This window comes from Zunongwangia sp. HRR-M8 (assembly GCF_027594405.1).
In the GTDB taxonomy this organism is placed as follows: domain Bacteria; phylum Bacteroidota; class Bacteroidia; order Flavobacteriales; family Flavobacteriaceae; genus Zunongwangia.
Map to the genome: position 1 here is coordinate 3,773,262 of NZ_CP115161.1, position 23,102 is coordinate 3,796,363.

A 23,102-nucleotide genomic window follows, 5' to 3' on the forward strand; every position below is an offset into this window, starting at 1 on the left:
AATCATGCTTAAAAACTATATCAAAATCGCTTGGCGGAATATTTTAAGATACAAAACCAATAGCATCCTGAATATTTTGGGATTAGCAATAGGATTGGTATCGGTTATCCTTATCGCACTATATATTAAACACGAACTGAGCTATGACAAAAGATTTGATGAGGCAAGTCGAATCTATAGAGTGAATATGAAAGGTAAAATGGGAGATAATTCATTTTATGCCGGTTATACACCGCCACCAGCAGGAGAAACTCTGCTTAACGAATTTCCAGAGATTGAAAGCGCCACTCGAATATATCAGCCAGATAATACCATCATTGAAAATAAAACCAACAATACCACAAAGACTTTTAAAGAATCTGAGATTTTAGCAGTTGATCCTAATTTTCTTGAGGTTTTGAATTATCCTTTACAACAGGGAAATGCTATAACCTGCCTACTTGATCCCAATAGTATTGTGATCACTCCGCAAATCGCAGAAAAGTATTTTGGTGACACTAACCCAATGGGAAAGATCTTAAGTTATGGAAAGGAAAAAAAGCCATTAAAAGTTACCGGAGTTTTTAAAGATCTAAGTGAATATCCAGCATCAGTGAAATTCGATATTTTAATACCAGTCTCTAATTTTAATGAAGTAGCTTATTTCAATTGGAGTTGGGTTTGGCTTAATATGGCTACCTATGTTAAACTTACAAAGCAAGCCAGCGAAAATCCTAAGACTATTGATAATCTGGAATCTCGCTTTCCCGAGATGCTAAAAGTACAGGCCGCACCTGCATTCGATCGTATTGGGCAACCTTTTGACGCATTTATAGAAAAAGGAAATTACTGGGAATTACATTTACAAGCCTTATCAGAGATACATTTGTATTCACAGGGGATTACTTCTTCAATCACCGCGCAGCATGACATTAAAAGTCTGTATATTTTGGGGGTTATCGCCTTGTTTATCATCATTTTGGCCTGTGTAAATTTTATGAATCTTTCTACTGTTCAATCTGTAAAAAGAAGTAAAGAGATTGGAGTACGTAAAGTTCTTGGTTCACAACGCAAGCAGCTTATTAAGCAGTTTATGACCGAAGTGCTTTGTTATACTCTTATTGCTACCGTCTTGGCATTTATTACCGCCATCTTAGTGTTACCTGTTTTTAATGAATTAACAGGAAAAAATATAAATTTTCAGTCACTTTTCGATCTCAACTTAATTCTTCTATTAGTTAGCGTTTTATTTATTACTGCATTATTAGCTGGCATTTATCCCGCATTTTTTCTTACATCATTTAATCCAATCGAATCTTTGAAAGGAAAGAACTTAAAAACAACAAAAACAGGCCTTATTAGAAACGGATTAGTAGTCTTACAATTCAGCGTAGCTATAACCTTAATTATATGCACGCTGGTAGTTTTTAGCCAGCTTCGATATACACAGCAAAAAGATTTAGGCTTTGAAAAAGATGAGGTTTTGGTTATTAACAGTGCAGAAAATTTAGGCTCCGGTTTGAACAACTTTAAAGATGAACTTATTTCCCTTAGCGGAGTCAAAACTGCGAGTAGTTCAAGTGGAATGCTTACCCGTGGTAATTTTGGTGATTTTTATGCTCCAAAAGCTACTGAAGAAGATCCTAACGTGGCTACCGACATTTCTTTAAGTTCTTATTTAGTCGATGACCAATTTTTAAAAACATTAGATCTGAAGCTCAAATCCGGTAGAGATTTTACTAACGAGTTAAATGATTCGCTATCAGTTATAATTAATGAGACTGCTGCAAAACAAATAGGTTGGGAAAACCCACTTGGCAAACAAATACGGTACCCCGGAGGTAAAATGGAATATTATACGGTAATAGGTATTGTAAAAGATTTTAATCTGGAATCTTTACATAATACCATTCAGCCATTTGCATTTTTTTCTGAAAAATCTGAAAGTTACGATACCGGCGTTAGTTTTATAACGGCTAAAATCTCTAAAGAAAGTCCCAAACAGTTAATAGACCAAATAAAATTTCTCTGGGAAAATTATTCCAAAAGTACGCCTTTCGAATATTCATTCTTAGATGACGATCTAAATTATGCCTATCAAGAAGATCAGCGATTAGCCTCTTTGTTTACTATTTTTACCATACTTGCTATTTTTGTGGCTTGTCTTGGCTTATTTGGTCTTATTGCTTTTACGGCACAACAGCGAACAAAAGAAATTGGGGTTCGTAAAGTTTTAGGCGCAAGCATTAGAAGTATTGTTAGCCTACTAGCCATAAACTTTCTGAAATTGGTTTTTCTAGCCTTAGTAATTTCAGTACCAATTGCCTGGATTGCAATGAATCATTGGTTACAGGATTTCGCCTATCATATTTCTATACCCATTTGGGCATTTATTGTTGCAGGAGTTTTAGCCATAACTATTGCACTGCTTACACTAAGCTTTCAGGCAATCAAAGCGGCCATTGCAAATCCTGTAAAATCCCTAAGAACAGAATAATTCATCAATCAAAATCCAATCAGCTATGCTTAAAAACTATATCAAAATCGCCTGGCGGAATTTAAAAGCAAACCGCTTGTTTGCGGTGTTAAATATCATAGGACTGGTAGTGGGATTATGCGTGTGTATTGTGCTTTTTTCGTTTGTAAATAGCGAACTCAGCTTTGATAAAATGTATTCGCATGCCCGGGATATTTACCGGGTAAATATGGAGACTTCTGAAGAATATAACTTTGAGACCTGGGCTCAACTACCCAACGCAGTGGGACCGGCGATGGTAAAAGATATTCCACAAGTCAAAAAGATGACCCGCCTTATCAAAGATGATTTTGGGGTGACGGCATCCTTAAAAATAGGGGCTAAGAATTTCACAGAAGACAGGCTCTACCTCGCAGATTCAACGGTGTTTGAGATGTTTGACTTCAAATTTATAGAAGGTGAAGCTAAAAATGCTTTTACAAACCCGAATTCTATTGTGATTTCTGAAGCTTCGAAGGAACGGTTTTTTGGCAAAAAATCGGCTTTGGGAGCATTCATATCAGTAAACAACCGGGATACACTTCAGGTTTCAGGAGTGTATAAAGACCTGCCCGAAAATAGTGTGATAGACTGTGATATGATCTATCATATTATGGATTCTTGGATGGGGACTAATGTGTATTGGAGCAATGCCAGCTATGAGACCTACGTACAACTGCTGCCACAGGCTCAGGTCGCTCAGGTTGAAACTCAGGCTACCCAATTAATCGATGCCTATGTGCCTAAAGAAGGACAGTATTTTACACAGTTTTATCTGCAACCGCTTACTAAAATACATTTGTATTCGGCAGGTATACGCGATGGCTACGCAGCCCGTTTGGGAAGCATCACGACTATTAGAAGTCTGATATTCCTGTCTGTTTTGGTGTTGTTAATTGCCTGCATCAATTATATGAATCTTGCCACTGCAAATTCGGGAAAGCGTAGAAAGAGCATTGGAGTAAATAAAGTTTTGGGCGCGACTCAAAAGCATATGCTTGTTCTGTTTTATATAGAAACAGCAATCCTGGCTTTTATAGCAGTGGTGTTGGCCTACGCGGTTTCATTCACGATATTACCATGGTTTCAAAGTTTTACGGGAAACGCCTTGAATTACGGTGATTTGCTGGCTCCACCCATTTTAATTGGACTGGGTTTAATCTGGCTGATCGTGACACTCTTTGCGGGCAGTTATCCTGCGCTATCAATGACCGGTATTTCGCCGCTTTCTTTGGTAAATAAATCTAGGAAAAAGCATACCGCTTCTGAATTTGTGCGAAAAGGACTTGTGGTTTTTCAGTTTGCGGCTTCTATCATTCTCATTATTGCGGTTACGGTAATCATTCAGCAAATGGATTTTATAAAAAATAAAAATCTGGGTTACAATCCTGATGGAGTGGTGGCGGTTTCTGTAAAATCTGCAGAAAATAAGCAGCAGATCAGAAATTTAGAAAATGTTTTAAACCAAAAAACCTATGTAGAAGGTATTGCCGCTGTGCAATCCATACCTGGAGCTGATGAGAGTGGGAGGTCTGTACGCCGGTTAAGTACTGATCAAACTGGAATGCCCATTGCCAGTTGCCGCACCGAAGGTAATGTGGTTGAAACCTTAAAGCTAAAGCTTCTTGCAGGCTCTGAACTACCCCAAAACATTCCCGAGGGAGATTCGCTTATCTACACCCTGATCAACGAAAACATACTCAGCTATCTCAACTATAAAACTCCTGAAGATGCAATAGGAAAGCCGGTAAATACAGAGCTGGGCGGGGAAGCGATCATCACAGGCGTCGTTGCGAATTTCAACTTCAATTCACTCAAAGAAGACAGCGGCGGGTATATGTATTATAAAGCCAATGACGCCCCCGAAGGGATACGCACCTTGTTGATACGATACAATACTCAGAATTTGCAGCAATTGATCAAAGGTCTAGAGCAAGCCTTTAACGAGAATTTACCCAACACTGCTTTTGATTATGCCTTTGTAGACAAGCATGTAGCGCAATTGTATGCTTCAGAGGAGCGTACGGCTCGTACCGCGACACTTTTCTCGGTTTTAGCCATATTCATTGCATGTTTGGGTTTATTTGGACTTGCGGCTTTCATGGCGGAGCAACGCACCAAGGAGATCGGTGTACGTAAAGTTTTAGGCGCAAGTGTTGCCGGGGTTACTGCACTACTTTCCAAAGACTTTTTAAAACTGGTAGGTATTGCCTTTGTGATGGCATCTCCTTTTGCATACTGGATTATGAGTGAGTGGTTACAAAATTTTAATTACCGCACATCTATACATTGGTGGATTTTTGGACTTGCTGGTCTGGCAGCTGCCCTCATAGCCTTTATTACCGTAAGCTTTCAGGCCATTAAAGCCGCAATCGCTAATCCCGTAAAATCATTGAGAACCGAATAAACCTCATCAATCATGCTTAGAAACTATATCAAAATCGCCTGGCGAAATCTCATCAAAGACAAAACCTTTACAGGACTCAATATTCTTGGGTTATCCATTGCCTTTGCTGCTGCTATATTGCTCAGTATAGCTTCAGTTTACGAACTTTCTTTTGATAATTTCCATGAAAATAAAGATCGTTTATTTATATCCTATTTTGTTTCTCAAAAACCAGAGGGTGCAAAAGCAACGGTTGCGCATCCCCTTGCCATGGCACCTACCCTTAAAGAAGAAGTTCCTGGGGTTAAATATACTAGCCGATATAGTGAAGCTTATAATCTGGTAAAAAAGGGAGAGAAAGAATTGCTGCTAGATGTGGCTTTTTTGGACAATGATTATTTTAAGATGTTCTCTTTTCCTATTCGCTCCGGAACAAAAAATAATCCGCTAGAACATCAAAACTCGGTCATAGTTACTGCTGAAAGTGCTAAGAAAATCTTTGGAGAAATAGATGTTGTTGGAAAGACATTAGATATTCAAATGGGCGGTCAATTAAAACCATTTGTAGTTAGTGCTGTGCTAAAAAATCTGCCTGAAAATACTAATGATAAGTTTAATATTGCTGTTTCTATCGAAAACATGCGGGATTATCAGGAAAATTTAAGCGAATGGGGAAATAGAAATCATCATGTGTACGTCCAATTAGAAAATGGTGTTGCCGTAAACGATTTTGAAAAAAATGCACAAAAATTCACTAATCTTCATTTTAAAGGAGATATCGAAGACGCCGAGCGTGATGGCGCACAACCAAATGCCGAAGGGAACTTTAAAAAACTAAAGCTAATGTCGATTACCGATTGGCATTTTGTAAAAGTGAAAAATCATCTTTTTGAAGTGTCCAGAAGTTACCCTTACCTGATTTTTGGGATAGGAATGCTTATCATCATAATTGCTAGCGTAAATTTTATTAATATGAGCATTGCCCGCAGCACAAAACGATTAAAAGAAATTGGAATGCGCAAAACGCTGGGTGCTGCAAAAAGTCAGCTTTTTATTCAATTTTGGGCAGAAAGCGTGTTTATTTTTCTTACTTCAGCAATTATTGGTTTACTGATAAGTCTTTTGATTGCCGATCCTTTTCAGTCGCTATTCAGAATTCCGGCTGAATTCAGCACTATCGTAAATCCGTCGATGATCCTTGGATTTTTACTCATCCTGGCAATAATTACCTTAATCGCCGGTGGATATCCAGCCTTGTTGCTTTCAAAATTAAAAACCATTCAGTCGCTAAAAGGAAAACTGGATATGAGTGGTAAAAATAGATTGCGAAACGTGCTGATGGTTTTTCAGTTTAGCATTGCCATTCTTTTGGTTACGGGAACTTTGGTGTTGTGGCAGCAATTACATTTTATGCAGAATAAAAATTTAGGTTTCAATAAAGAACAGGTAATCGCATTTCCGCTAAACGGTAAAAAATCGGCTCGTGAATCTTTAAAATTACTACGGAATGAACTTCAGGACAATCCTAATATCGTAAACATTAGTGGTGCCGATAATATTTTGGGAATCGATGCCACAGGTTCCCGTTTTGAAAGCCAGATGGGATTTGAATATCAAGGTAGAAATATTAATACTAATGTACTAGCTGTAGATTATGATTATATAAAAACCTTAGACCTTAAACTGAAAGAAGGCCGTGATTTTAACCGAAGTTTTGCCACAGATAGTCTTAGCCTGATTATCAACGAATCGATGGCAAAATTGCTTCAGGAAGAAGAACCATTAAATAAAATGATCCCTATTGGAGGCAACCGAAATTATAAGATTATAGGGGTGCTTAAAGATTATAACTTTCAGGATTTAAATAGAGAAATTGCGCCGCTTACCATTTCTGTAGATCCAAACTGGGATCTTTATTATGCTTATCTAAAAGTTGCTCCAAATACGGCTTCACAAAGTTATGATGCGATAGAGAAAGCCTGGGCTAACATAGAACCTAATGCGGAATTTGTGGCTTCTTTTCTGGATGAAAATATAGATCGCACTTTTAGAAATGAAAAGCGACTAACCAGTATGATTACAAGTGGATCGATAATCGCTATCATTTTAAGTTGTATTGGGCTTTTCGCGATGTCCATTTTAGTAGTAACCCAACGGACAAAAGAAATTGGCGTTCGAAAAATTGTTGGCGCGGGAGTCACCAATATCACCTTGCTATTAACCAAAGATTTTTTAATCCTAGTAGGAATCGCTTTTGTGATCGCAACACCTATTGCCTGGTATTTCACTAATAAATGGTTACAAAATTATGTGTTTAGAATTGAATTAAGCCTCTGGTTTTTTATTGCCGCAGGCGTACTATCACTTTTAATTGCTGTAGTCACCATCAGTTTTAGAACGGTAAAAGCTGCGTTGCAAAATCCGGTAAAATCACTAAGAACAGAGTAAAACCTAAACCTCAAAAGTTTCAAAACCTGCGAGGTTGAAGATATAAGATTTCAAAAAAATAAAAACATGTTATTAGAACTAGACCACATTTACAAATGGGTAACCACCGGCGGAAGAAGAACTTTCCTGCTAAACGATTTAAGTCTTAAAGTTGAAGAAGGCGAATTTATTTCTATTATGGGGCCATCAGGTTCTGGGAAATCAACATTGTTGAACGTGATTGGAATGTTAGACGGATTTCAGGAAGGTGAGTATAAATTTTTGGAAGAGACCATTCATAACATGAAAGAAAAACATCGTTCAAAATTATATAAAGAATACATTGGCTTTGTTTTTCAGCAATATCACCTTATCGACGAGCTTACCGTTTACGAAAATATTGAAACGCCGCTACTGTACAAAAAAACAAAAGGATCTGAACGTAAAGCGCTGGTTGGCGATATGTTGGATCGTTTTAATATTGTAGGAAAAAAAGATCTTTTTCCTAACCAATTAAGTGGTGGGCAACAGCAATTGGTAGGGATCGCAAGAGCGCTAATTTCTAAACCAAAATTAATTCTTGCAGACGAACCAACCGGAAACCTCAATTCTAAGCAAAGCAATGAGATTATGCAGCTCTTTAAACAATTAAACGAAGAAGACGGCGTGACCATCATTCAGGCTACTCATTCTGAAAGTAACGCAGCTTATGCAAACCGAATTGTACATCTTTTGGATGGTAGCGAAAATAGAGGGAAATAGACATTACAGCTCTAAATTTAAGATACCACAAATCCAACTTAAAAATGCTCATTAAATTCAGGTGTCCAATGATCTTCGTGATATGAAAGTTGCAGTTGTTAATGGTTCTTGAGCAGAAAGTTATTTAAAGGCCGAAAGAATTGCTTTTGAAGGATACAACGACATTCCTTCCTCTTGCCTTCGCATTCACAATTAACAGCGACTTGAGGTTGCCGGTAAGCAAAGCATTTATTGGGATTTTTAGATCTCCTGAGTAACAAAAAGAACTTGAGCGCTTTATTTCGGAAAATAGATCAAAGTAAATTTTTAAGTTTAGACGTATTTTAACTATAGTTTTGCTATTTGTTTAATCTTTTTTTGAGTTTTCAGTCTGAATCGTTTTGCCAGATTTATCTATAGCCGGAACGCTGGTTTTGGTTCTTTCAACAGTTTTTATAAGACCGTCTTCAGTATATTCAAGCTTGTCGATACTTACCGATCTTCTAAATACGCCGCCTGTAGGTAATTGTGCGTTATGATATACGAAATACCAGTTATCACGAAATTCTACAACTCCCTGATGGTTAGTTGCAGATATAGGAAGCAGTTCATTAACCACTCCCTGATACGTCCAAGGACCGGTAATACTTTTGCTTGTGGCGTATTCTGTTTTTGATGGATATCCCGATCCTGCATAGGTCATATAATAAGTATCTCCTTTTTTATGCACAAAAGGAGCTTCAAAGAAATTTTTGAGTTCCAGAGTTTGTACTTTCCCATCCATCTCAATCATATTATCTTTTAATTTTACCACACGCGCCTCACCCCAGGAACCCCAAAATAAATAAGTCTGTCCATCATCATCTACAAATACAGCAGGATCAATGTTTAGAGGGATAGCATTGGGCGTTTTATCAGTAACAATAGCTGAACCTTTTGCATCTTTATAAGGACCAAGAGGATGATCTGCAACGGCTACGCCTATAGCAAAACCTTCATTTACACGAATATTTTTATGGGTAAGAGATACATACCACCAAAACTTACCATCGCGCTCCACCACATGACTTGCGAAAGCATTGCCAGCAGCCCAATCAAAATCTTCGATGCTTAATAAAGAACCATGACTTGTGTAGTCGTACATATCTGAGGTAGAAAACACTTGCCATTCATTCATTAGAAATCCTTCTCGGCCTTCAATTTGCTCATCACGACCTGTAAAAAGGTAAAGCGTATCATTATAAACAAGCGGGCAAGGATCTGCGGTAAATATTCCTTCAATCACCGGATTGCCGCCGTACTTTTGTGCCTGAACATTTTGTAAACATAGAAATGCTATACTTATAAATGCGTTACATAGTGCTAGTTTTCTAATGGAATATTTTGAGATTTTCATGAATATGAAGAGATTATTTATTTTGAAATATGTAAATATAGTGTAAGCACAATATGTTTCAAAGAATAATATCTTCTGAAAATTCAATTTTCATGAATGCCCAACCGTATTTATTAAAAGCAATTTAGAACAATCAAAGTTACTTTATCTCGATTCTGGATTTTGGTTATTCACTCTTTATCTATATTCTAAACTCAATATTTTCCATACATTTCACCTTCAAATCAAACATTCTAAAATGCAACTAGAAACTAACCGACTCAAAATTGTGAGTTTTCAAGCCGAATTATTTATGCCGCTTTATCAACTCTTTTGCGAGAACGAAACCGTAATGAAATCGGCCTTTAAAGGAAGAATGCTTAGCAAAAAAGAGTTTTTAGATGTTTTAAGCAATAATTTTATCCTGAATGATGAAGATCAGATCGGTTTTGTATGCGTTTTAGACAAAACCACTGAAAACTTTATTGGTTTTACAGGATTAATTCCTTGTAACTTTCTTGGGAATGAAGATGATCTTGAATTTGGCTTTGTGTTACATCAAGATTATTGGGGAAAAGGTTTTGCTACTGAAATTGGGAAATTTTGGATCGATTTTGCTGAAAATGAACTGCAATTAGATCGAATCTTGGCTGCTGCCAGTCCAGATAATCATGCTTCTATTAACGCCATTAAAAAATTAGGATTAACTGAAGTAAAAGAAATTCCCACTAAAGATCGCGGATCCAGATTGGTCTTTTCGAAGGAGTTTTAAAATAAAATAATAGCCGAAATTATTGAATTTCGACTTTAATTTTAAGATTTAATAATCTGGATGAGACCCTGAATCAAGTTCAGGGTGACGTCAACTTTTAAAAAAAAAGTATCGATGCCCTTCTCTTATTTTTCAGTTTTAATTTTTATCGTTTCTCCTTTTAAGTTTTCGCTGCTTACTTTCAGCTTAATATCTCCTGCTTCCATTCCAGATTTTAGAATGATCATTGCTTTTCCGTAGAACAAATCAACCTTATCATCCTGAAGCGGCTCGAAAGACTGTGGATCGCCATTACCAGCACCGGCTAATTCTCCCGCGCCGCTCACTTCAATTTCTAAACGTTCCTTCGCTAAAGGATCTAGATTCCCGTCTTTATCAAAAGCTTCCACCAAAATATAAGAAAGATCCATTCCATTGGCCTTTATCGTTTTTCGATCTGCCGAAAGCTTAATTTTGGTCGCTTCTGAAGTAGTTTTCAGTATTTTTTCTCCTAATTTTTCACCTTGTTTATAGGCGACTACTTTTACTTCTCCGGGTTCGTAAACCACGTCTTTCCACATCAAACGAAAACGCTCGGTTGAATTTTGAGATGCCGGCGATTTACATTGTTTTCCTTGCGATTTTCCGTTGATAAATAGTTCAGCACAATCGCCATTGGTATACACAAAAACTGGAACATTCTCGCCTTCTTTTCCTTTCCAGTTCCAATGTGGTAAAATATGAATCGTTTTCTCATCGGGCTTCCAATAGCTTTTGTATAAATAATATCGATCTTTCGGTATCCCAACCATATCTACAATTCCGAAGTAAGAGCTACGCGCGGCTTCCTTATCGCTCATTCCCATATCTTTTACGGTTCGATTGGTGTACGGTGTTGGTTCCCCCAAATAATCGAAACCGGTCCATACAAATTCGCCTGCGATATACGGCTCATCTTGCTGCCACATAAAATCATCGTCGCCAATTTCTGCCCAACTTGGCGCATGAAAATCGTAAGAACTAACTTGAAGTGATTTGGTGAAATCTGTTTTCTTTTCGGGTAATGGAAATTCGTAAAATCCGCGTGTACTTACGGTGGAAGCCGATTCTGAAATAATCACCGATTTATTGGGTTCCATTTGGCGAGCCAATTGATAACGCCTGCCGTAATTCCAACTATGCACATCGTAAAAATCAAAATGTCGTAAAGCTGCATTATCCTGAACATCATTCACCATAGTTACCGGGCGAGTATAGTCGTATTTTCGCACATAATTCAGCATGGTATGTAATCGCTGAAAACCATTATTAGCATTGGCCTGTACATCGTGCATCTCGTTCCCTACGCTCCAAATAAATACGGACGGATGGTTACGATCGCGCATCACAAAATTGCGAATATTTCGTTCCGCAAAATTTTCAAAATTAGTGGTATCAACGATGTCGGCTTTTCGATCGTATTTATCAAAAACCTCGTTAAACATCAAAATGCCCATTTTATCGCACAATTCTAAAACTTCAGGAGCAGCGGTATTATGGCTGCTTCTAATTGCATTTACACCCATCGATTTCATAATTTCTAATTGACGTTCCATGGCTCTGGGATAAAAGGCAGCACCAAGCGGCCCATGACCGTGATGTAAATTCACGCCTTTAAGCTGCACTCTTCTTCCGTTTAAATGAAATCCATCATCTGCTGTAAATTTGATGGTACGTATCCCAAAAGTGGTTTCAGAAATATCGATAATTTTTTCATCTATGCTAACTTCAGTAATGGTTTTGTAAAGATGAGGATGTTTGATATCCCATCGCATAGGATCAATTAAACGCGGATTTACTTCAAAATAATTTTCTTCGCCGGCTTTTAACTGATGCGATACCGTTTTTTTAGCGACCTCATTCCCATCAGGATTTAAAATTCGTTGCGTAACGCTAACTTTTTTTGCTTCGGAAGTTTCATTTTTTACCAGGCTCGAAATTCGAACATCGGCATAATTTGGTTTTATAATTGGTGTGGTAACCTGCGTTCCCCAGATTTTTGTATGAATGGGTTCCATAGCAACCAAACTGACTTTTCGATAAATTCCCGCCCCGGGATACCATCTGCTATCATGCTGACGCGTATCTACATGAACGGCCAACACATTTTTAGCATTTTCTGAAAAATCTAAATACGCTGAAATATCTATATAAAATGAATTATATCCATAATCCCATTGCCCGGCAAGCTTGCCATTAACATACACTTTCGGGAAGGCCATCACACCATCAAAAATCAGGAAAACTTTATCATCCTTTTTTATTGCTGAAAGATCTAAACTGCTGCGATACCAAGCTTCTCCTTTCCACGGAAGTTTCCCGGTATTGCCATCACCATCTTCAATAAAATCTTCTTCAACCGCCCAATCATGCGGAATGCTTATTGTTTTCCAATCTGAAGTATTTGTTGCCACTTCTTTGGCTTCAGAAGGATTTCCTTTTATAAATTTCCAGTCATTTTGAAGAATTTCTGTGTGGCGTTGCTGCGCATAAGCTGAAGCCTGAAAAAATAAAACTAAGATTAATAAATTAACGATTTTCAATTTCATTGATGATAACTTTAGTTACGGTTTTCTAATTTAATGTAAATTTTACAGTTATCTTTCAATGCTTCTACTTTTCTTATCATCAAAAACTTACAAAATCGTATTAGCATGATTTCTGAAAATTATTCAAAAAAAAAGCTTCTCGAGACGAGAAGCTTTTTTATATAATTTCAATCTGTCTTTAATATAAAACAGCGCCACCTTCTGGCTGCAATTCTATTTTTAGAGTTCCATTTTTCTTTACTTTTGAAGCTTTATAAGCTGCTGTTTTATCTTTGTTATCATAAAGATGTTTCATCTCTTTTCCTGCTAACATTGGTAGATTGAGCTCTATTTTTCGATTTTCCTTTTTAGCGTTTGTTACCGCAACATACCATCGATCACCTTTTCTACGAGCTAAAGCAGTATAATCTTCTGGTTCTCCTCCAATATAAATCGTCTCATCCCAAACTGTTGGTACTTCTTTTATAAAATCTAAAACATAATCGGGCTGCTCCTCTAAATTATTAGGTGTTAATCCAAAATGTTGAATTGGTGAAAAGTATAATATAGAAGTTGCTAATTCGAAAGCATCAGTTGTACTTCTTATTGTACCACTTTCCTGATCTCTGGACATTCTTTGATTTAGAAATACCGGAGCAAAGTCCATCGCACCTATAGCATTCCTTGTAAAGGGTAAGATTGTAGAGTTTAAGGCATGTTTATCTAAAGCTTCCTGACCAAATATTAAATTCTCTGAAGCTAAAACTGCCTCTGAAGTTACATAATTTGGATACATTTTTTCCCATCCTCTTGGGATAGTACATCCATGAAATGTAATTCCCAGACCATAATCGTTAGCTTCGGCTAAAATATCTTCGTACAACTTCATGGTGGTTTGTTTATCCCCGCCAAAGAAATCGACTTTTAAACCTTTAACACCAATTTTTTGTAACCACTCCATTTCTTTTTTTCTGGCAGCGCTAGTATTCATTTTATCCTGTGGAGTTTGTGGCGCTTCGTTCCAATATCCGTTAGAATTATACCAAAGCAAAACATCTACATTTTTAGATTGTGCATATTTCACCAGCTCTTCCATTCGTTCGTAACCAATATTATTATCCCACCAGTTATCGATCAGTACATATTCAAAATTTAAAGATGCGGCGAGATCGATATATTTAATCTGGTCTTCGTAATTAATACTGTTATCCTGCCAAACGATCCAACTCCAGGTAGCACGCCCCATTTTGTAATCGATACTAGGTTCGTATTTTTGTTTTACTAAATCGAAAGCTACCGTAGATTCAACTATTGGTTTTAACGTTTTCCCAAGCGTGATTGTTCTCCAAGGGGTTTTAGCGGGCATTGCCATAGCCGCAAAAGTATCGCCAATGCTATTATTTTCTCCTTCCTGCGGAAATTTGATACTGAATAAACCGTCATCTGTAGATTCACTTAATCGACTACCGGGATAACTACTGTCTACACCGGTTTCAGAAATTAAAATCCAGCCTTTTTCACCTAATTTGAATAATGCAGGAAAGGTATAACCAACACCATACTTTGATGGCTCACCTAATTTCTCGCTTAGCGTATATTCTTCTTCATAAGAAGGTTTAGTTTCACTCCACCCCGTCATTGGTAAGGCTTGTGGCGTAATATAGCTAGTTGCATAATCTGGCAAATTAAAACCAGAGGCTTCTTCAAGAATCTTGACATTACTTCTTCCCGCTTTTGATTTTAGTTGATACGAATATGCCACATCACGATTAGAAACTCGAAAATATACAAAAAGGCTATCCTCGTTTTCATTTACAAATTTTGCCACTAGTTCATTAGCCTTATAATCTACATGGCTCACTTTGGCCTTCTTTAGCTCGTATGAATCTTCGATGCTATTAATTTCAGAAGAAATATATTTAAGATCGGAAGAAAAATCACCCAATGATGTTTTTAAACCTAAGGGCGAATCTTCTAAAAACGGAGCGTTTGCGTAACGAACATCATAAGATATTTTTCCGTTGTTTTCATTTAATTTTAAACTGATTTGCCCATCTGGACTTTTGATTTCACCAATTTGTGCGGTAACTAGATGACCTAAAAATAGTAAGGCAAGAAATGGTTGAATTCTTAGTAATTTCATTTTTTAAATTTCGGATTATAACTAACGTTTAAGCTTATGTTGATTTAAAATTTGTTTTTTATTCGCTCCTATTGCAATTTGTTTAAAAGCGAAAACCTTAACGAATAACTGAATTTTAAAAATACTATTATTCTGAATGTTTAATAGTACGTGCACCTAAAAATTATAATTCGAGAACTGTGAAGAAGAAAAATACTACTTAAAATATAAGGCATTTTCTGAATGAAGACGAGGATCAATTGACGCTAGATAACGGTCCTACCACTCAAAACAATAGGATAATTACATTGTAATAATAGCCAAGAATCATTAGCTATTTTAGGAATAAAAATAAACTAAGCTAAAATCTAAAAATTATAGCGTTAAGGTAAATTATTGTAATAAATCATATCGAGAGTGAACCACACCGCTGTTGTGCTTAAAACAAGAATAATGAAAAAACGATTTTTATGTAAAAAAGATAGCATTGGTCATTAAAAGGTTTTAGTTGGTGGTACTAATTTAAATAATTAAAATCTTATACACGTCATTTCGTCTATATTTTTTTCGATTTCATCGAAAAATTTAAATTTTATTTGGATTTATAATTCCTTTGAATAACGACCTGTTTGAATATAATTATCTGAAAATTTGAAGGATAGTGATAATTTTTTCCGCTTACCAGATTAAACTTGAAAATGAAAAGCTTTTTTCGCAATTAAAACCAAAAAAGTCTCTCGATTGGAGAGACTCATGAAAGTTAAAAACCAGCTAAAATTAGTAGTCAGGATTTTGTACTAAATTGGGGTTAGCATCCATTTGCTCCTGAGGAATTGGTAAAATATCTTTTCCTGAAGGAATTGTAATTCCGAAATGATAGGAAATATAATTTAAATGCTCACCAGATCTTCTTAGCACCCACCATAAAGAAAATTCTCCTCCTAATTCGTGTCTATATTCTTCTAATATGACATCTAACATATCACCATCTGGCAATGTCGTTAAACCTGCTCGTTCTCTTACTTGTGCGACGTAATCTTCTGCCGTACCTATATTTCCTACACGATGATGAGCTTCAGCAAGACTAAGCAAAACCTGGCCGTAGCGAAGCAAAATTAGATTTTGATCGCTAAAAATATTTCCTTGGAAAGAATAAATAAGTGGATTTCTCCAGTACTTCACTTCATAATAACCACTTCTCCTTCTTGAGTCCATGGATTTTCTACAGTTCGCAAGTGTTCAATCCGTTATAATTTGCCTGAATATTTGGGTAATTTGATATATTGATATCTGGATCTGGATGTTCATCTCCAGGCCCGATTAAGGTTGCCGATCTTCTGTTATCACCTTCTTCAAAAGAGTCGTAATACTGTTTTGTTGGAACGGTATATCCACCATAAGTCTGAATTTCTATAGGCATCGTAAACCATTGAAGAAAACTCATATTATCATCATTTCCTCCCCCAATTTGCTGCGCAATTCTATATCTCCACGCAATAATTATACTATCCTTAATCTATCCTTGTGCGAAAATACATAGCTTAAAGAATGAATACTTTTTTATTTGATCATGACTATTCCGAAAATATATGTTTTTTCGAAATATTTTATTTCTGGGTCTAAATATATCTTATTTGCCTTTTAATATCTCAAACCTAACTCTTTTAAATGTTAAATCTTCAAAAATAAAAAAATATAACTATCTATAATTTAGATGTTTAATTGTATTTGCAATACCCGAATTATGTTATATAAATCATAAAATTTTATTTTAGGCTTTATATTCTTCCTACTCAAATTTCCAGCAAATAACAGGCTGAGCTATAGTTTCACTTGGATTTTATGCTATTATAATTTTTTATTGTAACCTAATTTGTATAATCGATGAATAGAATTAAATTAAATCTTGTATTGTTTTTTCTGGCTTGCTCTTTATTCACTTCGATAAGCTGTGATACGCAAGATTATGGAATGTATGAAGTAGATAGAATCGTAGGATCTTGGAAGTTAGTGGAAATTTATAACGATAATAACCAATGGACCCCTGCTGAGAACACCTATAGCTATACTTTTAATGAAGATGGGACTTTCATTTCTACACGGTTTCCTCAGTGCACTATAGGAAGTTATTCGATTCAAGATGATGAGATATACTTAGGCTTTGATTGCACTACAAACAGAATGGTAGGAATAGCAAGCACCTCATCTACTATTGTTGAAGAATTGGATTACGAAGATGTTAATATTATTTTCACTCCTGCTTATTCCGACTGCGATCAAGGATGTAGGTTAAAATTTAAACCTATAAACTAATTAAATATTCGAATATAGCTTTAGAATTATCAGCATGAATATTATCAAAACTGGATTAAAATTTCTAGAAAGCGCTCATGAGGCTATCATAAAATTGCCAATATTCCTAAGTATCTCAGCTATAAAATAAATCTTACTCATAAGAATTCTTAATTCTACTTATGTATTCTTAAAATATTTTTGATTCTGAAACTGACCGCAGGTCAAACATCTTTCCACTCGGTCCTAAAAAATCAAGACATTATAATCCTATAGCTCCTAAGTATGTTCATAATTATTTTTTAGCATTAATTATATAATCTATTGTATAATTTTTATTCATTATACCAACTAGACCAAAAGTTGCTTAAAACTAGAAACAAAAAAGCCTTACATCTCTGTAAGGCTTTATTTTACTGGTGGTCCCACCTGGGCTCGAACCAGGGACCCCTTGATTATGAGAAGTCGAAAATAGCTTACTCGTAATTTTCATTTGATTTCATTTAACTGATTATCAATATTTTATGAAAATTAATTTTTATTTTGGTTTCTTTAAATTACCTTTATTTGTCAATTTGTTGTACATATGTTGTACATAAAATCGATGGAAATTTAAAAGATAAAGCTATGGCTTCAATTAAAACCATCCTCCGCAAAACTTCACTAAGAAACGGAAAATACCCAGTTCTATTAAGGGTAACCAAAGATCGTAAATCTAAATTTTTCGGAACTCCATTCGAAGCTAATTTAAATGAATGGGATTCTAAGTTAGGAAGGTTTAATAAAAAATTTACTCAGCAACTTAAGTCAAATCGATTAATAGGAAAATTTGAAGATCGTGCTTTAGAAGTCATAAGTGAATTGGAAATGAACCAGGATTTCTATACCCTAAATGATTTTGAAAGAAAGTTTAGGATACAATCAAATCCTGAAGCTTCAAATATATTCCAATTTTGGCAAGAGCAAATTGATGAATTTAAAGAAGCAGGGAGAATGAGCAATGCAGCCATTTATCACCACACTAAAAATTCGGTACAAAGGTTCGTGAAACAAAAGTCTTTACATTTTTACGAAGTGACCCCTACCTTTTTAGATAAATATGAAGTACACCTTCGCAATAAAGGCGGAACCGGAGGAGGTATTGGGGTTAAAATGAGAGCTATACGAGCTATTTTCAACGTGGCAATAAAGAGAGGCATCATAGACCAAAAACTTTATCCTTTCAAACACTATAAAATATCCAAACTAAAAGGTAAAGCAATTAAAAAAGCCCTTAACATTGAAGAAGTTCATAACCTACAAAATTTAGATTTGAGCGATAAGCCTTATTTAATCAACAGTAGAAATTATTTTATTTTTAGCTTTTATACCCGGGGAATGAATTTCGCCGATATGATGAGACTTAAGTGGGAAAATGTTTCCGGCGACAGAATTCATTATACAAGGGCAAAAACCAAGGGAAATTTCATTATAAAGATTATGCCACCGGTAAAAGAAATACTCGACTATTACCGCAGAGAAAGAAGACCCTATGTTTTTCCAATACTCCTAAGAGAGAACCTCACCCCCACTCAATTAAATGACAGAAAAAGAAAAACCCTAAGTAAGTTTAATAAGGATTTAAAGGAATTAGCAAGTCTTGCCGGTATTGATAAACCCCTTACGAGTTATGTTGCCAGACATAGCTTCGCCAATTGCTTAAAACAAAAGGGTGCGGGCACTGATATTATAAGTGAATCCCTAGGTCACCAGGATGTAAAAACCACCAAAGCTTATCTTAAAGAGCTCGATACTGCCATACTGGATGAAGCCAGTGAATTATTGCTTCAGTAAAAAAGAAAAATCAGTGGCCATAAAATTACAAGGTCCTCCATAAGCTATTTAGTGGTTCTTTTTCATTTAAAATAGTTTTATTGATAAATGCATTTTCTTTTTTAGCAATATTCTCATAAGATCTTTTTCAAGATTTTTTCAGCTAACTCATCTATATCGCCTGCTTCTCGATTAGTAAGAATCACAACCGTAAGCTTTTGCTCTGGAAAACTTTTAACTACACATTCATAATTATTTGTATTGCCGTGGTGAATATGAGCCGCTATATTCCCACTATTCCAGTTCAAATGTCCAAGAGGGGATTGTGTATTTATTTTAGGAAGATCAGGATATTCCTCGGAAAGAACCTTCAGAGATTTTTTACTAATGAGTTTGTAATTTTCCAAGCTGTTAAACCAATTGTAAACATCCCGTGGTGTACTAACAAGCAAGACGAAGTTAATGGCTATATGGTATTGATCCTCCTGAAACTCTGAATCAAAAGGAATAGCTATATCTGTTCTATCTTTATATGGATACTCAGGTTTGAAAACAGTGTGCATCATAGTTGCCGGTGAGAATAGATGCTTCTGAGCATACTCCGAAAACTTTTTCCCTGAAATTGCTTCCACTATTTTTATAAGAAGGATAGGGTTATAAGTAGAATAGAGATAATTCGTGCCCGGTTCAAATTCCAGATTCTCTATTGAATTAAGCTCTTTAAGAAGATGACTTTCCTCAACCGGGGAGTTATTTTTAAATAGTTCTCCCCACGGGGCATTCGGGAGCCCACTGGTATATTGAAGTAAATTTTTAATAGTGACCTCCTTAGCCCACTCTGGTAAATTTTTTAGGTACTTGGAAACTGGGTCATTTAATTTAAGGTTCCCTTTTTCCTGCAGTTGCATTATGGCTACTCCCGGAAATTCTTTAAAAATAGACCCCAGATTAAACCTATAGTTAGCGGACAATTCTCGATTTTTGGTACCATCAGTGTAACCATAAGATTTTTCAAAAAAAGTTGCTCCGTCCTTAATTACCAAAACACTACCATTTAAGTCACCTTGTTTATGTTCCTTGGTAAGTAAAGAATCTAAGGCAGTGGTAAGTTTTGCACTTTGTGCGTAACCTTGATAATTTAAACTAAGACAGATACTTAGTATAAGTATTAAATAACAAGGACGGGATCGGCTTTGTATCATTATTCCTGTTGTTTTTATAATTATTTCCTAGCAAAAATGCACAAAACAATTGATGAAATTTATTTAGTCCTTTCAATAGTGGTTGCTAAAACCTATACAATTTAATTTTTGGTCCCAAAAGCATTCGTCGTTCCCTTGCTATAATTCATAGGTAATAATTACGAATTCATCGTAGACCTCCGATTTTGTTTGGTAAATATTTACTTTAGAGCTAAACTAAATAATTCAGCTATTGACAGAAATATCCCAATTTCAAAGACACTTCATTTTTTGGGTATGCGTTCTTTCCAGCACGGTTCTTAGCGGGTTAATTCCTATGATAGAAATACCCTCGGAAAATGAATTTTTAATGAATAAATTTTGGGGATTTCTAATATACGCATTTACTTTTCTTCCATTCCAAATGATAGCTGCATACTTTATTGCATATTTTGTGGTCCCAAAATATATTCTAAAAAGAAAATTCGTTTGGGGAATACTTCTAATTTTATGGAGTGCATATACGTTGTCTGTGCTTTTAAGAATTACAATGGTTCACCTTGTCGAACCCATTGTTAGAATTCCTCCTTTAAACAAGGAACCGGTAATGGAGATAATTACTGATTTGCCTCATTTAATATTCAAATACACATCCAGGATTTATCAGGTGGTAGTTGCTTTCTTGCTTATTAAATTTTTTATGGATTTTAAAAATCAGAAAGAAAAGATTTTATTAATGGAGAAAGCCAAAATAGAAAGTGAACTTAAGATGCTTAAAATGCAACTTAATCCTCATTTCCTGTTCAATACATTAAATAACATTTATTCATTAGCATTGCTTAAATCCGACCAGACTCCCCATGCCATAGAAAGATTATCTAAAATGCTGGACTATGTTATTTATGAAGGCCAAAAAAAACGAATCCCACTGGTAAAAGAGGTTACTTTAATTGAAAACTATATAGAACTAGAGCGATTAAGGCATCCATATATAGATTTGGATTTCAGAAAGAGTATTGCAGATAATTTACAAATCGCTCCGTTACTTTTACTTTCCCTAGTAGAAAATGCTTTTAAACATTCCGGTACCACCGGAAACAAAAACACTTTTATAAAAATTGCGCTTAAAACCGATGATAAGAAATTATTTTTCACCATATCAAATTCAAAGGGGAGGGACATTCAAGAATCCGCGGGAAAATTAGGTAACAGAAATTTGATAAAGCAACTAGGTCTAAGTTACCCGTCAAGGCACGAAATAAAATTTGAAGATAAGACTGACCGATATTGCGTTAAACTAACTATAGATACCATCTTATGAATACTAATTGCTTAATTGTAGATGATGAACCTCTGGCAATAAAGCTTATAGAGAACCATTTGTCTAAATTCAATTCGTTCAAAATTAAAGGAACCTGCAGAACAGGTATGGAAGCGTTTGAATATTTGAGAAACGAAACAATTGATCTGATGTTTCTCGATATAAATTTACCAGAATTAAACGGACTGGATTTTATACGAAGCCTGAAAGATCCTCCAAAAATTATATTAACGACGGCCTATAGAGAGTATGCGGTTGAAAGCTTTGAACTAGATGTATTAGACTATCTCCTAAAGCCTATTACCTTCGAAAGATTTATTAAAGCAATAGATCGTTTCTCCAGTATACCTTTAAACCAAACTGATTTGGAAAGGAAACCCTTGGATGAGGAATACATTATTGTAAAATCAGGAAGTCATAATAGTAGAATCTTTCTCAAGGATATTTTATTCGTTGAAAGCTTTAAAGACTATATAAATATTCAAACACATAAAACAAGGTACACTGTTAAATATCAAATTGGGGCATTCGAAAAAAGACTCAAGAATGGTTCTTTTTCCAGGATACACAAATCGTTCATAATTAATAAAGAACACATCATATCTTTCAATAAAAAAAACCTGGTGATTGAGGACTATGAAATACCTGTTGGTGTAAGTTATAAAAGTGAAGTAGTTAAACTTTTAGATAACCTTAAAAGAAGAAGTAAATAAAATAATAGAAAACGGTCAAGCTTTTTAAATCCAAAAAACCCCGGAACCCTCCCAGAGAGGTACCTTTTCACAAAATTAATTCCTTTATCGTGTCGTTGGTGGCATTAGATTCTTATACCAACGAGTGCTTAGAAGTTAACGAAGGCTATTCCCATAAGCAGGAGCTATAAATCTTCCGTTTTAGAAAAATGGTTGCTGCAGTAAATAAAAAGTATAAAGCTAATTTTTGTTGGTCTAGTATCAGTAGGGGTATTCCAATTTGATGCCTTACGAATGCAAAGGCCGGCTAATACTCTTTTTTTCCTTTACTCAATCAGTTACTTAATAGTTACATCTAAAAGCTCCTGTTTTCCCGGGTTAACAGTTGTAAATTTAAGATTAGTTACATCTGTGTTACATCATTTTACTTTTACACAAACATTTGCTGCAGTAGCCTATAAGATTTGCTCTGCTCTATTTAATGGGTGGCAAATGCTATTTAAAACTGTTCCATTCTATTTGCCTATGGAAATTTGATTTTTGAAAAATTCTCAAAAATCAAAATATTGCCTGAAGCCACCCTCACTGTCGCTATGCATAGCTTTGCCAACTGCTTAAAACAAAATGGTGCGGACACTGATAGTATAAGTGAATCCAAGTCCACCAGGATGTAAAAACTACCAAGGCATATCTCAAAGAGCTTGACACAGTCTATATTGGAAAAATTGTTTATCAAATCTGGTTACTAGCAGATATTCCATTCAAAAACTTCTCTATAAATCATTAAATTTGATGCTGATATGAAATTAGCTTAGTTATAAATGAATTTATATTAAAGGAAGTAATCCCGTATATAGATAAATATATTCCAGTGATAATAACTAAAATGTGATTATTCCAATTTTGGGTTCCCCCGGCTTGTTATCCAAAAGAAGAAATTT

General features: G+C 35.5%; 15 protein-coding genes. 9 read left to right on the plus strand and 6 right to left on the minus strand.

Going from position 1 to position 23,102, the window contains the following annotated elements; genetic code table 11:
* The first annotated feature begins 4 nt into the window (after window positions 1-4).
* The 4 genes from PBT89_RS16460 (at window position 5) to PBT89_RS16475 (ending at window position 8,069) form a co-directional block, all read left to right on the plus strand.
* Window positions 5-2,476 carry an ABC transporter permease gene (locus PBT89_RS16460; protein WP_270062785.1) on the plus strand — a complete coding sequence of 824 codons (2,472 nt, stop codon included), beginning with the start codon at window positions 5-7 and terminating at the stop codon, window positions 2,474-2,476.
* A gap of 25 nt (window positions 2,477-2,501) precedes the next feature.
* Window positions 2,502-4,901 (plus strand): ABC transporter permease, encoded by a 2,400-nt coding sequence (locus PBT89_RS16465; protein ID WP_270062786.1) that lies wholly within the window; start codon window positions 2,502-2,504, stop codon window positions 4,899-4,901.
* Window positions 4,902-4,913: 12 nt separating this feature from the next.
* On the plus strand, window positions 4,914-7,328 hold the full coding sequence (locus tag PBT89_RS16470) for an ABC transporter permease (protein ID WP_270062787.1): 2,415 nt from the start codon (window positions 4,914-4,916) through the stop codon (window positions 7,326-7,328).
* 66 nt (window positions 7,329-7,394) lie between these two features.
* On the plus strand, window positions 7,395-8,069 hold the full coding sequence (locus PBT89_RS16475) for an ABC transporter ATP-binding protein (RefSeq protein WP_270062788.1): 675 nt from the start codon (window positions 7,395-7,397) through the stop codon (window positions 8,067-8,069).
* Between the two features lie 346 nt (window positions 8,070-8,415).
* On the opposite strand, the gene PBT89_RS16480 is transcribed toward PBT89_RS16475, so the two are convergent.
* On the minus strand, window positions 8,416-9,444 hold the full coding sequence (locus tag PBT89_RS16480) for a glycoside hydrolase family 43 protein (RefSeq protein WP_270062789.1): 1,029 nt from the start codon (window positions 9,442-9,444) through the stop codon (window positions 8,416-8,418).
* A gap of 238 nt (window positions 9,445-9,682) precedes the next feature.
* Here PBT89_RS16480 and PBT89_RS16485 point away from each other — a divergent pair, with 238 nt between their 5' ends.
* The gene (locus PBT89_RS16485) at window positions 9,683-10,195 is read left to right on the plus strand and encodes a GNAT family N-acetyltransferase (RefSeq protein ID WP_270062790.1); all 513 of its coding nucleotides are present in this window, start codon (window positions 9,683-9,685) and stop codon (window positions 10,193-10,195) included.
* Window positions 10,196-10,320: 125 nt separating this feature from the next.
* Here the strand turns inward: PBT89_RS16485 and PBT89_RS16490 are convergent, their stop codons facing one another.
* The 4 genes from PBT89_RS16490 to PBT89_RS16505 form a co-directional block, all read right to left on the minus strand.
* Window positions 10,321-12,762 carry a glycoside hydrolase family 2 TIM barrel-domain containing protein gene (locus PBT89_RS16490; protein ID WP_270062791.1) on the minus strand — a complete coding sequence of 814 codons (2,442 nt, stop codon included), beginning with the start codon at window positions 12,760-12,762 and terminating at the stop codon, window positions 10,321-10,323.
* A gap of 178 nt (window positions 12,763-12,940) precedes the next feature.
* Complete coding sequence (locus PBT89_RS16495) at window positions 12,941-14,884, minus strand: glycoside hydrolase family 97 protein (protein WP_270062792.1); 1,944 nt, start codon at window positions 14,882-14,884, stop codon at window positions 12,941-12,943.
* 756 nt (window positions 14,885-15,640) lie between these two features.
* Window positions 15,641-16,078 (minus strand): RagB/SusD family nutrient uptake outer membrane protein, encoded by a 438-nt coding sequence (locus PBT89_RS16500; protein ID WP_270062793.1) that lies wholly within the window; start codon window positions 16,076-16,078, stop codon window positions 15,641-15,643.
* A gap of 7 nt (window positions 16,079-16,085) precedes the next feature.
* Entirely contained in the window at window positions 16,086-16,307 is a 222-nt protein-coding gene (locus tag PBT89_RS16505) for a hypothetical protein (protein ID WP_270062794.1), read from the minus strand.
* 440 nt (window positions 16,308-16,747) lie between these two features.
* On the opposite strand from PBT89_RS16505, the gene PBT89_RS16510 reads away from it, so the two are divergent.
* Both PBT89_RS16510 and PBT89_RS16515 read left to right on the plus strand, forming a co-directional pair.
* A complete protein-coding gene (locus PBT89_RS16510; RefSeq protein ID WP_270062795.1) occupies window positions 16,748-17,176 on the plus strand; it encodes a lipocalin family protein in 429 nt (142 codons plus the stop codon).
* A 606-nt stretch (window positions 17,177-17,782) separates the two neighbouring features.
* Window positions 17,783-18,988 carry a site-specific integrase gene (locus tag PBT89_RS16515; RefSeq protein ID WP_270062796.1) on the plus strand — a complete coding sequence of 402 codons (1,206 nt, stop codon included), beginning with the start codon at window positions 17,783-17,785 and terminating at the stop codon, window positions 18,986-18,988.
* A 113-nt stretch (window positions 18,989-19,101) separates the two neighbouring features.
* Here the strand turns inward: PBT89_RS16515 and PBT89_RS16520 are convergent, their stop codons facing one another.
* On the minus strand, window positions 19,102-20,169 hold the full coding sequence (locus PBT89_RS16520; protein ID WP_270062797.1) for a serine hydrolase domain-containing protein: 1,068 nt from the start codon (window positions 20,167-20,169) through the stop codon (window positions 19,102-19,104).
* A 232-nt stretch (window positions 20,170-20,401) separates the two neighbouring features.
* Between PBT89_RS16520 and PBT89_RS16525 the strand changes: the two genes are divergently transcribed.
* Together PBT89_RS16525 and PBT89_RS16530 are read left to right on the plus strand one after the other, a co-directional pair.
* Window positions 20,402-21,469 carry a sensor histidine kinase gene (locus tag PBT89_RS16525; protein WP_270062798.1) on the plus strand — a complete coding sequence of 356 codons (1,068 nt, stop codon included), beginning with the start codon at window positions 20,402-20,404 and terminating at the stop codon, window positions 21,467-21,469.
* The gene (locus PBT89_RS16530) at window positions 21,466-22,182 is read left to right on the plus strand and encodes a LytR/AlgR family response regulator transcription factor (protein ID WP_270062799.1); all 717 of its coding nucleotides are present in this window, start codon (window positions 21,466-21,468) and stop codon (window positions 22,180-22,182) included. Before PBT89_RS16525 ends, PBT89_RS16530 begins: the two co-directional genes overlap by 4 nt.
* The last annotated feature ends 920 nt before the right edge of the window (window positions 22,183-23,102 follow it).